Source organism: Actinomyces stomatis (assembly GCF_031292835.1).
Lineage (GTDB): Bacteria > Actinomycetota > Actinomycetes > Actinomycetales > Actinomycetaceae > Actinomyces > Actinomyces stomatis.
The window spans coordinates 1-13985 of sequence record NZ_JASPEP010000037.1; the positions used below are offsets into that span (position 1 = coordinate 1).

The window sequence follows — 13985 nt, forward strand, 5'->3', positions numbered from 1 at the left end:
GGACAGCGGTGCAGGATCGCGCCCTGGCTACCGACGATTGCCGGCGGGCCGACCACGGCTCCTCATCGGAGCGGAGGGGGCGGGGACTCATCGTCGCCGGCGACACCGCCCACCCGGCCGTCGGTGCCCTGGCCGGGTCTCTGGCCGAGCACCTCGGCTGGCCGCTCCTGGCCGAACCCACCTCCCAGGCCCGCGGCGGCCCCCAGGCCCTGACCCGCTACGCCGAGCTGCTGGGCACCCAAGCGGGCCGCGCGCTCGCGGAGCAGGCCGGGCACGTCCTCGTCCTGGGCCACCCCAGCCTCAGCCGCTCCGTCACCGCGCTCCTGGGGCGCGAGGACCTCGATATCACCGTTCTGACCGAACGGGCCCGGTGGGCCGACGTCCCCGGGCAGGCCCGACGGATCCTCCCCGTCGACGGCCCCGATCACGAGGCCATCGACGACGTCGCCCTCCGATCAGCCCGGTTGGCCGCCTCCCTCGGCCTGCAGCGGGCAGACACGACCTGGACCGAATCCTGGCACCAAGCCGTGGCGGATCTTCCCGATCCGGGCCGCTCCAGCAGCGCCGACACCCTGGCCCAGGCCGTGTGGGAGGCGAGCCTGGCCCCCGGCGCCCCCACCCTCCTGCTGGGCTCCTCCATGACGGTGCGGCGTCTCGACCGACTCGCCCGCCCCGGTGCCACCGTCCCGAAAGCAGTTGCGAACCGAGGCCTGGCCGGAATCGACGGCACCATTGCCACTGGCATCGGACTGTGGACGGCCTCGGGCGGACCGGTGCGTGCCGTGATGGGAGACCTCGCCTTCCTCCACGACGCCATGTCCTTGAGTCGGGGAGTGCGTGAGGAGGAGGCCGACCTGCAGGTGATCGTCGTCGACGACGGCGGGGGCGCGATCTTCTCCCACCTCGAGTACTCCCGCACCACGTCACTTGGCCGGTTCGAACGACTTTTCACCGCCCCCCAGTGTGCGAATATTGCTGCACTGGCCACCGCCCTGGGGGCTCGTGTCCATGTCCCAGATGATGTCGCGGCCCTCCAGAGGATCCTGGCCGAGCCGGTCGACGGTCTGAGCGTCGTCGTCTGGGAGACCACGAGGCACGGTCCTCACACCCTGACAACATGAACGACGATAGAGATGGACGGCAGCCGGCGGGATAGGACTCGCGGGAGAGGGCTCCGGGTTCCCCGAACCCACTGCCGCACTCTCAGCCCGCTGCAATACAACGGTTACACGATCCACAGTGCAGCCTCAGGGAATCATCGGAAACGGCACAGAGCCCTGGTGTTGTCTACCCGTGGATCTGGAGAGGGCGAGACGCCCGAGGAGGAGCACAGATGAGCGGATACGACGAGGCGAACCCGGAGGCCCACCGGCCCGACGAGCCTGGAGCGGCGGCGGACGACAGTCACTCCGGTGTCGACTCCCGGTCCGCCGACAGCCAGGACAGCCCGGCTGCGGCGGTCTCCGGCAGCGAGGCCCCGAGTGCGACCGAGAATCAGGTCGGCTACGAGGATCTCTCACAGGCCTACGCCGCCGACGCCTCCTATCCTGAGACGCTCGTGCCTCACAACGCAGGCGAGCAGCGCTGGGACGACACCCGGCAGCTTCCTGCCGAGCCGCCCACCTCGCAGCTGCCCGCCGACCAGTCCGCGTCGGTCTACGCTCAGTCCTCCCAGGGGCAGTACCAGCCCCAGCAGTCCTATCAGCAGTTCCATCAGCAGGGCCAGTACCCCGCCCCCCAGGAGCAGCAGGCGGCGCCGACCAGCTATTCATCCACCCAGCAGCCCTACGAGGCGCAGCAGGCGCACTTCGGCTCGCCCTACACGAGCGCCCCGACGACACCCGGCGGCTACGCGCAGGCCGGCGCCCCCGGCGGGGAGTCCTTCTACGCGACATCGAAGGCCGCAGGCAGTGAGACCGGTGCCGAGAGGCGCCGGGGGCCGGGCTGGATCGCCCTGATCGCCTCCGCGGTGGTCGCCTCCCTGCTGGGCGCTGGTGGCGCTGTGAGTGCGGTCAGGTACATGGACACTCACGGTGGGGACGTTTCATCGAGTTCCTCAACGGCACCCACCGCGATCGCCACCGGGAGCACGACCCAGACCGTTAACAGCGCCGGCCAGGCCCCCGACTGGGAGGCTGTCTCGGCCGCCGTGTCCAACGCCGTCGTCTCCATCGCCATAACCACCGGCAACGGCAAGGCCCTGGGGTCCGGAGTCATCTTCGACAAGGAGGGGCACATCATCACGAACAACCACGTGGTGGCGGGTGCCTCGCAGATCCTGGTGACGCTGGCCGATGGCCGCGTCTACGAGGCCGAGCCCACCGGGACCGACCCCGCCACCGACCTGGCCGTCATCCAGCTCAAGGACGCCCCCGACAACCTCACCGTCGCCCAGCTCGGCGACTCCGACAAGCTGGCCACCGGTCAGGACGTCATGGCGATCGGTAACCCGCTGGGCCTGTCCTCGACCGTCACCACCGGCATCATCTCGGCCCTCGACCGTCCTGTCGTCAACTCCCAGAGTGAGGACGGCTCAGGAGGAGGCTCCCCGTCCTCGGCGGTCTACACCAACGCCATCCAGATTGACGCCGCCATCAACCCCGGCAACTCCGGTGGGCCCCTCTTCGACGAGAACGGACGGGTCATCGGGATCACCAGCTCCATCGCCACCATGGGGAGCTCCAGCGGTGGTGAGGGGGGCTCGGGGAGCATCGGCATCGGCTTCGCCATTCCCGTCAAGCTGGCCGACAAGGTCGCCAAGCAGCTCATCGAGTCGGGGGCGGCGACCCACGCCTACCTGGGCGTCAACCTGCAGACCGGTTCTGCCAAGGTCGATGGTGAGACGCGCGGCGGTGCCAAGATCATCTCGGTCGAAGGCGGTTCTCCGGCCGACAAGGCCGGCTTGAAGAGGGACGACGTCGTCATCGCCATCGATGGCAAGACCACCTCCCAGGGCTCGGCACTGACCGGTTACGTACGCCAGTACTCCGCCAACGACAAGGTCAAGCTCACAGTCATCCGCGACTCCAAGAAGCAGGACATCGACGTGACCCTGGTTGAGCGCAAGGACTCCTGACGCGCTACCCGCTCAGAGGCGTCTCAGAGAGGCACGCCCAGGGCGCTCAGCATGGGGCGCATCTTGGCGGTCGTCTCCGCCAGCTCGTCGACCGGCTCGGAGTCCGGCATGATGCCGCCGCCCCCGAACACTCTCGCGGGGGACTGCGGTCCGGGACCTTCCGCGGGCAGCTGGGCGCTGCGCAGCGCGATGCACCACTCGCCCTCACCGTGCCAGTCGACCCAGCCCACGGGTCCGGCATAACGCCCCCGGTCCATGGACTCGGCCTCCTCGATGAGGCGTGCGGCCGCCTGTGTCGGTGTCCCGCACACGGCCGCCGTCGGGTGCAGTGCGTCCACCAGGGCCAGCGCCCCGGTGTCCCCGGCGACGACTCCGGTGACGTCACTGGCCAGGTGCAGCACGTTTGGAAGCGTCAGGACGAAGCGGGCCGGGGCCTCCACCACCGAGCACAACGGCTCCAGCGCCGTGATCGCCGAGTCCCGGGCCAGCTCGTGCTCCCGGTTGTTCTTCTCCGAGCCCTCCAGCCAGGACGCCAGGCGCGCCGTCGCCAGGGTGTCCTCGCCGGCGTGCCGGCGGGCCGTGCCGGCCAGCACCCTGCTGATGAGGCGCCGATCACGTAGACGCAGCAGCAGCTCAGGGCTGGCCCCCACCATCTGGTCGACGGCGAAGATCCAGGTGGAGGGGTAGTCGCGGGCCAGGCGCTGCAGCACCGTGCCGGTGGCCAGCGGCGTCTCCGGGCGGGCCAGCACATCGCGGGCCAGGACCACCTTGCGGACCCGCCCCGCACGCATCTGCTCCTGCGTGCCGGACACCGCCTCGCACCACTGCCCCTCGCTGAGTGCCCCGGTCTCAACGGCGGCAGTGCCGCCGGAGTCCCCGCCGTCGCCGGCTTGCTCCCGGCCGATCGCTGCGCGCGCCTGGGCCACCATCGCCTTGAGGAGCGCCTCGGGATCCGGGTGCTCCGGCTCCGCCCCGTTGGCAGCCTCAGGCACCGCGGTCGTCAGCCAGGCGCCGGAGTCGTCAAGCCCGACGAGTACCTCGGGGACAACGAGGACCGAGGAGTGCTCGGAGGTGGGGGAGAAGGTGATCGTGCCCAGGGCCACCGGTCCGGTTCCCGGGCGGACCAGCGCATCACGCCACCAGGCCGCGCCGACGACGGCCCGCCATGCGGCCCGCAGCGCCTCGATGCGTCCAGCCCCGTGGGCCTCGATCACCAGGACACGACCCAGCCCGATGAGTCCGCGTCCCTCATGGACCCAGGAGCTGATATCCTCCCGGCACCCCAGCAGGTCGATGAGGGTGAGCCCCCCCAGGGCGCCGTCGGGCAGCTCATGGGTGCGGAAGGACAGGCGCGGTGGCGCGACCCGGCAGTGCTCGGCCCTCACGACGTCGGCCCCGGGGCGGTGCTCGGCCCGATTCTCACTGCTCGCCCTGAGCGCGCACGGGCCGAGTGGCCCGGTGGACCGCGACGATCCCGCCGGAGAGGTTCTTGTATCCCACGCCCCGCCAGCCGGCCTCGTGCATGAGACCGGCCAGCTCCCTCTGGTCCGGCCAGGCCAGGATCGACTCGCCCAGGTAGTCATAGGCCTCGGTGTTCGATGAGACCAGACGGGCGGCGGCCGGCAGGGCGCTGCCCAGGTAGAAGCGGTACAGGTGACGGAAGGCGGGCCGGCTCGGGGTGGAGAACTCCGCAATGACGATCCGCCCGCCCGGAACCGTCACCCGGCGCATCTCCGACAGTGCCCGTGCCGTGTCCTGCACGTTGCGCAGCCCGTAGGAGATGGTGACGACGTCGAAGCTCTCATCGGCGAAGGGCAGCGCCGTGGCGTCCCCGGCCACGAAGGCGATCTCGGGGTGGCGGCGCTTGCCCTCGGCCACCATGCCGGTGGAGAAGTCGCAGGCCACGACCTCGGCGCCGTCGGCGGCGTACTCCACCGAGGAGGTGCCGGTCCCGGCGGCCAGGTCCAGGACGCGCGTTCCCGGCCGCGCGGCGACGGCCGCGCGCGTCACCCGGCGCCACATGTGCACCTGGAACAGGCTCATCACGTCGTTGGACAGGTCGTAGCGGCGCGCGACGGCGTCGAACATCCCGGCGACCTCGCGAGGGTCCTTGGCGAGGCTGGCTCGAAGGGGGGAACGGCTCATGGGGGTCATCATCGCAAATCCCGGCTGCGGTATCGCCGTCAGGCGTGCCGGGGGCCGTTGCTGACCGACCTCCGACCGCCCCGGTGTCGCTCTAGGACACAGGTCCCGTCCGACAGTGTTGAAATTCGTTACTCACTTGCAGCGTAATTCTGGGGCGCCGCAGTCTTTCGTTGAGGTGGGGACTTCCCTGAAGATTGCCGTCACGGCAACGAAAACCCCTGTTCGCCACCTCCGTCGGCGGCCTCGTCATGGAGGCGCCCGTCGCCTGGGTACAGTCGGCACAGGCTCCGCCGAGTGCGGGGCCTGCATTACGGTGCCAACTGTGATGCCTACGACAACGCCCGCTGTACCAGAAGTGCCGAGGAGGGAAGCCCGAGTGACTCAGGCAGCCGCCCAGCCCAGCGCCTCCACCACCGCCGACGTCATCGTCGTCGGGGCCGGCCCGGCTGGATCCTCGGCGGCCTACCACATGGCCACTCTCGGTCTCGATGTCATCCTCCTGGAGAAGCAGGAGCTCGGCCGTGACAAGGTCTGTGGGGACGGCCTGACCCCCTCGGCCGTGCGTGAGCTGGTCTCCATGGGGGTGGACACCTCCGGCTGGCAGCGCAACCGCGGCCTGCGCGTCATCGGCGGCGGGCACCTCCTCCACTTCCCCTGGCCGGAGCAGGCATCCTTCCCCTCCTACGGGATGGCCCGCCCCCGCGCCCTGCTCGACCGCGACCTGGCCGAGCACGCCGCCGCGGCCGGCGCCCGCCTGCTCACCGGTGTCACCGTCACCGGACCCGTCACCTCGCCCACCGGCCGCGTCACCGGTGTCGAGGCCCGCCCCACCAACCGGGTCGCCTACCCCGGCATCGAGGGGCCCACCACCTTCACCGCCCCGCTGGTCGTCGACGCCGGAGGGGTCTCGGCCCGCCTGGCCACCGCCGTCGGGCGCACCAAGAACGAGCGCCGCCCCATGGGCGTGGCCGTACGCGCCTACTTCCGCTCCCCACGCGCCAAGGACGCCTGGATGGAGTCCCGCCTCGAGCTGTGGGACGGCACCCCGGGCAAGTCCGACCTCCTGCCCGGCTACGGATGGATCTGGTCCGTGGGGGAGGGGCTGGTCAACGTCGGGCTCGGCTCGGTCTCCTCACGCGCCCAGGCCACGTCCATCGACTACCGCGCGGTGTTCAACCGCTGGATGGACAACGTTCCGGCCTCCTGGGGCTTCACCCAGGAGAACCAGGTCGGCGGCCTGGTCAGCGCCGCCCTGCCCATGGCCTTCAACCGCAAGCCTCACTACGCCGACGGCCTCATGCTGCTGGGTGATGCCGGAGGCATGGTCTCGCCCTTCAACGGCGAGGGCATCGCCCAGGCCCTCATGTCCGGCCGCCTGGCCGCCCAGGCCGCCGCCCAAGCCGGTGCCCGCACGACCACCTCGGGCCGCGAGCAGGTCCTGGCCCAGTATCCCAAGGCCCTCAGCTCCGAGATGGGCGGCTACTACACGCTCGGCCGTGTCTTCGTCGCCCTCATCGAGCACCCCGAGGTCATGCGCCTGTGCACCCGCTACGGGCTGCCGCGCAAGCGCCTCATGAAGCTCGTCACCAAGCTCCTGTCCGATGGCTGGGAGCGCCGCGGCGGCGACGGAATCGACCACTTCATCCAGCTCCTGACAAGGATGGTGCCGGAAGCATGAACCCCTACGCCTCCCTGCTCATCATGGCCGCGCTGGCCCTCCTGGTGGCCGTCGGCGGTCTGGCCATGAGCGCCATCATCAGCCCCGCCCGGCGCAACCGGGTCAAGGTCGCCAACTACGAGTGCGGCATCGACCCCACCCCCGCCAACACCGAGCACGGGCGCTTCCCCGTCTCCTTCTACCTGGTGGGCATGACCTTCATCATCTTCGACGTCGAGGTGGTCTTCCTCTACCCCTGGGCCACGGCCTTCGGCCGCCTGGGGTTCTTCGGGTTGGGGGCGGCCGTTCTGTTCATCGGCCTCATCACCGTGCCCTACATCCTCGAGTGGCGTCGCGGCGGACTGGACTGGGACTGAGCCGGCTCTGACCGGCGAGGACCCAGCCCGACGATCTCAAGGAGTACACAGCAGTGAAGAGCATGAAAAAGCACAACGCCTACATGGCGTCCATCCCCTCCAAGCGCAATGACCCTTACGCCGCCGCTGCCGCCGAGGTGGACAGCCCGGGCTTCCTGCTGACCACCGTCGAGAAGCTCGCGGGCCTGGCCCAGGCCCGCTCCATGTGGCCCGTCACCATGGGCCTGGCCTGCTGCGCCATCGAGATGATGGCCGCCGGCACCCCCCGCTTCGACATGGCCCGCTTCGGCTGGGAGGTCTTCCGCGCCTCCCCGCGCCACGCCGACGTCATGATCGTCTCGGGCCGCGTCTCCCACAAGATGGCCCCGATCGTGCGCAATGTCTACGACTCCATGCCCGAGCCCAAGTGGGTCATCTCCATGGGGGCCTGCGCCTCATCGGGAGGCATCTTCAACAACTACGCCGTCGTCCAGGGCTGCGACCACATCGTCCCGGTGGACATCTACCTGCCCGGCTGCCCGCCGCGCCCCGAGATGCTCCTCAACGCCATGCTCGAGCTCACCCGCCAGATCGAGAAGAAGCCGCTGTTCAAGCACCGCGAGGAGATCGCCCGCGCCGTCGAGGCCGCCGCCCTGTCGGCCACCCCCACCCATGAGATGAAGGGCCTTCTGGCATGAGTGAGAAGAACGCTCCGGGACACGACTCGGGCTCCGACGCCGTGTCCGAGATCCCCGAGGTCTCGGCGGTCCCCGACGTCCCCGAGGTCGCCGGCACCCCCGTGCGCCCCGAGCTGCGCCTGGAGGTCATCGCCGCCCCCACCGGCCAGTTCGGCGCCTCCGACGCTGGCGACACCACCGGCTACGGCGAGCACCGCAGCGTCGTCACCCTCGCCCCCGCCGCCGTGCGCCCCTACGGCGGCTGGTTCGACGGCGTCGTCGACGCCCTGATCGAGGACCTTCAGGAGGCCGGCATCGACCCGGCCGCCGCCATCGAGAAGGTCGTCATCGAGCACGACGAGCTCACCCTGTTCATCGCCCGAGAGCACCTGCTCGACGTCGCCCGCCCCCTGCGCGACGACCAGGACCTGCGCTTCGAGCTGTGCCTGGGTGTCAGCGGCGTCCACTACCCCGAGCTGACCGGGCGCGAGCTGCACGCCTGCATCGAGTTCATGAGCCTGACCCACGGCGGGCGCCAGCTGCGCCTTCAGGTCACCTGCCCCGAGACCGACCCGCACGTTCCCTCCCTCGTCTCGCTCTACCCCGGGAACGACTGGCACGAGCGTGAGACCTGGGACCTCATGGGCATCGTCTTCGACGGCCACCCCCACCTGACCCGCACCGCCATGCCCGACGACTGGGTGGGCCACCCCCAGCGCAAGGACTACCCGCTGGGCGGCATCCCCGTCGAGTACAAGGGCGCCCAGACGCCGCCCGCCGACACCCGGAGGTCCTACCGCTGATGAGCACCACAAGCACCTTCCGCGCCTCCGGCCCCGCCACGGACGAGCTGTCCGCCGGCGCCGAGCAGTTCACCGTCAGCGGTGGGGACTGGGACGACGTCGTCGCCCAGATCGCCGAGCGTGACGAGGCCGACCGCCTGCGCAACGACCGGATCGTCCTCAACATGGGCCCGGTCCACCCCTCCACCCACGGCGTGCTGCGCCTGGTCCTGGAGGCCGACGGTGAGGTCGTCACTGAGGTCCGTGTCGGAACCGGCTACCTGCACACCGGTATCGAGAAGAACATGGAGTACCGCACCTGGGTGCAGGGCGAGACCTTCGTGACCCGCATGGACTACGTGGCCCCCTTCTTCCAGGAGGTCGGCTACGCGCTCGCCGTTGAGAAGCTCCTGGGCATCACCGACGACATCCCCGAGAAGGCCTCCGTCACCCGCGTGCTGCTCATGGAGCTCAACCGCATCGCCTCCCACGTCGTGGCCGTGGGCACCGGGGGCAACGAGATGGGCGGCACCACGCTCATGACCATCGCCTTCCGCTGCCGCGAGAACATCCTCAAGGCCTTCGAGATGGTCTCCGGGCTGCGCATGAACCACGCCTACATCCGCCCCGGGGGGCTGGCCCAGGACATCCCCGAGGGCTTCACCGAGTTCGTGCGCTCGGTCATGCCGGACATGAAGAAAGACATCCACGAGCTCGAGCTGCTGCTCCTGGAGAACCCGATCCTCAAGTCCCGCTTCATCGGCGTGGGGGAGATCAGCCTCGCCGGTGGGCTCGCCCTGGGCCTGACCGGGCCGTGCCTGCGCGCGGCCGGCTACCCGCTGGACCTGCGGCGCTCCAAGCCCTATTGCGGCTACGAGACCTACGACTTCCGGGTCCCCACCTACAGGGTCTCCGACTGCTACAACCGCCTGCGCATCCGCCTGGACGAGGCCTACGAGTCCCTCAAGATCGTCTCCCAGTGCCTGGACCGCCTCGACGAGATCTCCGCCCGCGGCGACGACCCGTCCAACACCACGATGGTGGCCGACCCGACCATCGCCTGGCCCGCCCGCATGTCCATCGCCACTGACGGCCAGGGTCAGTCCCTGGAGCACGTGCGCGAGATCATGGGCAGCTCCATGGAGTCCCTCATCCACCACTTCAAGCTGGTGACCCAGGGCTTCAGGGTCCCTGCCGGGCAGGTCTACCAGACCGTCGAGCACGCCAAGGGGATCCTGGGCGTCCACGCCGTCTCCGACGGCGGTACCCGCCCCTACCGGGTCCACTTCCGCGACCCCTCCTTCTCCAACCTGCAGTCGCTGGCCATGATGGGGGAGGGCGGCATGATCGCCGACCTCGTGCCCACCCTGGCCTCCATCGACCCCGTCCTGGGAGGCGTGGACCGCTGATGAGCACCACCGAGAACGCAGTCAACCCAGCCGTCGAGACCATCGCGACCGTCAGCGCGGTCGGCCCGGTGAGCACCGTCGCGGCCGCCGCCGTCGCCGCCGGCTACAGCGCCGAGGTCGCCCAGGGCCTCCAGGACGACATCGAGCGGATCATCGCCCGCTACCCGGAGGGCAAGGAGCGCAGCGCCCTCATCCCGATGCTCCACCTCATCCAGTCCGTGGACGGCTACGTCTCGCCGGCCGGCATCGCGCTGTGCGCCGCCCGGCTCGGCCTGGAGCGGGCCGAGGTCAGCGCCGTGGCCACCTTCTACAGCCAGTTCCGCCGCCACCCGGTCGGCACCTATCACGTGGGCGTGTGCACCAACGCCCTGTGCGCCGTCATGGGCGGGGACGAGATCTGGTCGGCGGTCACCGAGCACACCGGTCTGGGCGCCGAGGAGACCAGCGAGGACGGCACCATCAGCCTCGAGCGCGTCGAGTGCAACGCCGCCTGCGACTACGCCCCCGTCGTCATGGTCAACTGGGAGTTCTTCGACAACCAGACCCCCGACTCCGCCGTCGCCATGATCAAGGCCCTCGAGCGTGGCGAGGACATCGCTCCCACCCGCGGCCCCGAGACCGTCCCCACCTTCCGCGAGAACGAGCGCCTGCTGGCCGGCTTCGAGGACGGCCGCACCGACGAGGGGCGCGGCCCCGGTGAGCCGACCCTGCGCGGCCTGCGCATCGCCCGCGAGCAGGGCTGGACCGCGCCGAAGGAGGAGACCAAGTGAGCGACACCGCCACCTACACCGCGCCGGGAACCCTCACCCCGGTCCTGAGCGACCTGTGGGACCAGGAGCGCTCCTGGACCCTGCAGGCCTACCTCGACCACGGCGGCTATGAGGGCCTGAAGAGGGCCAAGACCCTCAGCAGCGAGGACCTCATCACCCTCATCAAGGACTCCGGCCTGCGCGGCCGCGGCGGCGCCGGCTTCCCCACCGGCCTGAAGTGGTCCTTCCTGCCCCCGGTCGACGGCGGCCCGCGATACCTCGTGGTCAACGCCGACGAGTCCGAGCCGGGCACCTGCAAGGACATCCCCACGATCATGTCCAACCCGCAGGCACTCATCGAGGGCATCGCCATCACCTCGCGCGCCATCGGCGGCGACCACGCCTTCGTCTACCTGCGCGGCGAGGTCCCCCACGTCTACCGCCGTCTGCTCAGCGCCGTGCGCGAGGCCACCGAGTCCGGCCTGCTGGACACCGGCTTCGGGCTCGACGGCCAGCAGCGGCTGCGCATCACCGCCCACGCCGGCGCCGGCGCCTACATCTGCGGTGAGGAGACCGCCCTGCTGGACTCCCTGGAGGGCCGCCGCGGCCACCCCCGCCTCAAGCCGCCCTTCCCCGCCGTCGCCGGCCTCTACGCCCGTCCCACAGTGGTCAACAATGTCGAGACCATCGCCTCGGTCCCGGCGATCCTGGCCCGTGGCGCCCAGTGGTACTCCACCATGGGCACTGAGAAGTCCAAGGGACACGGCATCTTCTCCGTCTCCGGCCACGTGGCCCACCCCGGCCAGTACGAGGCCCCCTTCGGCATCACCATGCGCGAGCTCATCGAGCTCTCCGGCGGCATCCGCCCCGGCCACGAGCTGAAGTTCTGGGTGCCGGGAGGCTCCTCGACTCCGATCTTCGGGCCCGACGAGCTCGACGTCCCCCTGGACTACGAGTCCGTGGCCGAGGCCGGCTCCATGCTGGGGACCCGCGCCCTGCAGGTCTTCGACGAGACCGTCTCCGTGGTGCGCGTGGTCACCCGGTGGACCGAGTTCTACCAGCACGAGTCCTGCGGCAAGTGCACCCCCTGCCGCGAGGGCACCTACTGGATGCGCCAGATCATGCTGCGGCTGGAGGCCGGGCGCGGGCTGCCCGGCGACGTCGAGAAGCTCGAGTCCATCGCCTCCAACATCGCCGGACGCTCCTTCTGCGCCCTGGGCGACGCCTCCGCCACCCCGGTCCTGACCGGCATCAAGCGGTTCCGCGAGGAGTTCGAGGCCGGCTACACCGCCGCCGCCGGTGAGCTCTTCCCCTACGCCGCCTCCTCCGTCTTCGAAAGCGCACGGTGAGCCATGACTGCTGAGACGACCACCAAGAGCTCCGCACCCGCGGCGCCGCCGGCCCCCGAGATGGTCCACATGACCATCGACGGCCTCCCCGTCGAGGTCGAGAAGGGGACCCTCCTCATCCGTGCCGCCGAGCAGGTCGGCGTGCGCATCCCGCGCTTCTGCGACCACCCGCTGCTCGCGCCGTCGGCCAACTGCCGCCAGTGCCTGGTGGAGGTGGCCATGCCGGGGCGCGACGGCGTCGTGCGGCCCATGCCCAAGCCTCAGCCCTCCTGCGCCATGACCGCCATGGAGGGCATGGAGATCTCCACCCAGGCCACCAGCGAGGTCGCCGCCAAGGCCCAGGCCGGCACCATGGAGTTCCTCCTCATCAACCACCCGCTGGACTGCCCGGTGTGCGACAAGGGCGGTGAGTGCCCCCTGCAGAACCAGGCCCTGGAGCTCATGGCCTCCGGCGCCCAGTCCGCCACCCGCTTCACCGACGTCAAGCGCACCTTCCCCAAGCCGCTGCGCCTGACCAGCAACATCCTGCTGGACCGTGACCGCTGCATCCTGTGCCAGCGCTGCGTGCGCTTCGCCGACCAGATCCCCGGTGACCCCTTCATCGCCCTCCAGGGCCGCGGCGGCGGGCACCCCTCCTTCGACATGGACGGCGACCCCGAGCACGCCGGGGGCCTGTACTCCGAGCAGATCGGGCGCTTCGACGCCCGCGTCCTGGACTTCCACACCGAGCCGACCCAGCAGCCGCTCGACGCCGACCTCCAGACGATCCGCGGCGTGCCCTCCCTGACCGCCCTGGGCGACCTGACCGGTCCCGGCGGTGAGCCCGGCGCCTCCGACGGCACCGACTACGGCCCCGACCTGGCCACCGGCCGCGAGGACCTGGACGCCTCCGGGCGCCCCTTCGCCTCCTACTTCTCGGGCAACATCATCCAGATCTGCCCCGTGGGCGCCCTGACCTCCGCGAAGTACCGCTTCCGGGCCCGCCCCATGGACCTGGTCTCCACCGACTCCGTCACCGAGCACGACGCCTCCGGCTCCGCCATCCGCGTCGACATGCGCCGCGGCGTCGTCCTGCGCCACCTCGCCGGCAACGACCCCGAGGTCAACGAGGAGTGGATCACCGACAAGGACCGCTTCGCCTTCACCTGGTCCTCCCAGCCCGACCGCCTCACCGTGCCACTCGTGCGCGACGAGGAGACCGGCGAGCTCGTCACCACCTCCTGGTCCGACGCCCTGGACGTGGCCGCCCAGGGACTGGCCCGCGCCGCCTCCGACGGGGGAGTGGGGCTCCTGCCCGGCGGCCGCCTCACCCTGGAGGACGCCTGGGCCTGGTCCCGCTTCGCCCGCACCGTCCTGGGCACCAACGACATCGATCAGCGCGTGCGCGCCCACAGCCAGGAGGAGGACACCTTCCTAGCCGCCCGGGTGGCCGGCACCGGACTGGGCGCCGTCACCTACCGCCACCTGGAGAAGGCCGGACAGGTCCTGCTCCTGGGCCTGGAGCCCGAGGACGAGTGCGGCTCCCTGTTCCTGCGCCTGCGCAAGGGGGTGCGCGCCGGAGGCGTCAAGGTGGCCACCGTGACCACCTGCCTGAGCGCCGGCAGCCGCAAGCTCTCCGCCCAGGCCATCCTCACCCCGCCCGGTGAGGAGGCCCGCGTCGTCGCCCACCTCAGCCAGACCCACCCCGACCTCGTCGAGGCCCTGCGGGCCGACGGCGCCACCATCCTCATCGGTGAGCGCGCCGCCCGCGTTCCCGGCCTGCTGAGCGTCGCCGACGCCCTGGCC

General features: G+C 70.6%; 12 protein-coding genes. 10 read left to right on the forward strand and 2 right to left on the reverse strand.

Translation table 11 applies throughout. The annotated features are described in order from the left end of the window. Together RIV12_RS12575 and RIV12_RS12580 are read left to right on the forward strand one after the other, a co-directional pair. On the forward strand, positions 1-1121 hold a 1121-nt coding region (locus RIV12_RS12575; protein WP_309324317.1), incomplete at its 5' end, for a thiamine pyrophosphate-dependent enzyme. A 212-nt stretch (positions 1122-1333) separates the two neighbouring features. Further along, entirely contained in the window at positions 1334-3076 is a 1743-nt protein-coding gene (locus tag RIV12_RS12580; protein ID WP_309324319.1) for a trypsin-like peptidase domain-containing protein, read from the forward strand. 23 nt (positions 3077-3099) lie between these two features. Here RIV12_RS12580 and RIV12_RS12585 read toward each other — a convergent pair whose 3' ends face one another. Both RIV12_RS12585 and RIV12_RS12590 read right to left on the reverse strand, forming a co-directional pair. Continuing rightward, positions 3100-4461 (reverse strand): isochorismate synthase, encoded by a 1362-nt coding sequence (locus tag RIV12_RS12585; protein ID WP_309324321.1) that lies wholly within the window; start codon positions 4459-4461, stop codon positions 3100-3102. A 34-nt stretch (positions 4462-4495) separates the two neighbouring features. After that, positions 4496-5221 (reverse strand): demethylmenaquinone methyltransferase, encoded by a 726-nt coding sequence (locus tag RIV12_RS12590; protein WP_309324323.1) that lies wholly within the window; start codon positions 5219-5221, stop codon positions 4496-4498. A gap of 376 nt (positions 5222-5597) precedes the next feature. On the opposite strand from RIV12_RS12590, the gene RIV12_RS12595 reads away from it, so the two are divergent. The 8 genes from RIV12_RS12595 to RIV12_RS12630 all read left to right on the forward strand — a co-directional run. Beyond that, positions 5598-6899 (forward strand): geranylgeranyl reductase family protein, encoded by a 1302-nt coding sequence (locus tag RIV12_RS12595; RefSeq protein WP_075418271.1) that lies wholly within the window; start codon positions 5598-5600, stop codon positions 6897-6899. After that, on the forward strand, positions 6896-7255 hold the full coding sequence (gene ndhC / locus RIV12_RS12600; RefSeq protein ID WP_003787163.1) for an NADH-quinone oxidoreductase subunit A: 360 nt from the start codon (positions 6896-6898) through the stop codon (positions 7253-7255). Before RIV12_RS12595 ends, ndhC begins: the two co-directional genes overlap by 4 nt. Before the next feature lie 62 nt (positions 7256-7317). Continuing rightward, positions 7318-7932 carry an NADH-quinone oxidoreductase subunit B gene (locus RIV12_RS12605; protein WP_175284728.1) on the forward strand — a complete coding sequence of 205 codons (615 nt, stop codon included), beginning with the start codon at positions 7318-7320 and terminating at the stop codon, positions 7930-7932. Further along, entirely contained in the window at positions 7929-8714 is a 786-nt protein-coding gene (locus RIV12_RS12610; protein WP_075418272.1) for an NADH-quinone oxidoreductase subunit C, read from the forward strand. Before RIV12_RS12605 ends, RIV12_RS12610 begins: the two co-directional genes overlap by 4 nt. Continuing rightward, a complete protein-coding gene (locus RIV12_RS12615; protein WP_075418273.1) occupies positions 8714-10102 on the forward strand; it encodes an NADH-quinone oxidoreductase subunit D in 1389 nt (462 codons plus the stop codon). The genes RIV12_RS12610 and RIV12_RS12615 overlap by 1 nt, the downstream gene beginning before the upstream one ends. Further along, positions 10102-10872, forward strand: coding sequence for an NADH-quinone oxidoreductase subunit NuoE (gene nuoE / locus RIV12_RS12620; protein WP_075418274.1), 771 nt, complete (start codon positions 10102-10104; stop codon positions 10870-10872). The genes RIV12_RS12615 and nuoE overlap by 1 nt, the downstream gene beginning before the upstream one ends. Next, positions 10869-12200, forward strand: a complete 1332-nt coding sequence (nuoF, locus tag RIV12_RS12625) for an NADH-quinone oxidoreductase subunit NuoF (RefSeq protein ID WP_075418275.1) — start codon at positions 10869-10871, stop codon at positions 12198-12200. The genes nuoE and nuoF overlap by 4 nt, the downstream gene beginning before the upstream one ends. A gap of 3 nt (positions 12201-12203) precedes the next feature. Continuing rightward, on the forward strand, positions 12204-13985 hold a 1782-nt coding region (locus tag RIV12_RS12630), incomplete at its 3' end, for a 2Fe-2S iron-sulfur cluster-binding protein (protein ID WP_309324326.1).

Bases quoted from the DNA above. Each gene is read 5' to 3' on its own strand.
- RIV12_RS12580 (WP_309324319.1), top strand. From the start codon at position 1,334: ATGAGCGGATACGACGAGGCGAACCCGGAGGCCCACCGGCCCGACGAG.
- RIV12_RS12590 (WP_309324323.1), bottom strand. From the start codon at position 5,221: ATGAGCCGTTCCCCCCTTCGAGCCAGCCTCGCCAAGGACCCTCGCGAG.
- ndhC (WP_003787163.1), top strand. From the start codon at position 6,896: ATGAACCCCTACGCCTCCCTGCTCATCATGGCCGCGCTGGCCCTCCTG.
- RIV12_RS12605 (WP_175284728.1), top strand. From the start codon at position 7,318: ATGAAAAAGCACAACGCCTACATGGCGTCCATCCCCTCCAAGCGCAAT.
- RIV12_RS12610 (WP_075418272.1), top strand. From the start codon at position 7,929: ATGAGTGAGAAGAACGCTCCGGGACACGACTCGGGCTCCGACGCCGTG.
- RIV12_RS12615 (WP_075418273.1), top strand. From the start codon at position 8,714: ATGAGCACCACAAGCACCTTCCGCGCCTCCGGCCCCGCCACGGACGAG.
- nuoE (WP_075418274.1), top strand. From the start codon at position 10,102: ATGAGCACCACCGAGAACGCAGTCAACCCAGCCGTCGAGACCATCGCG.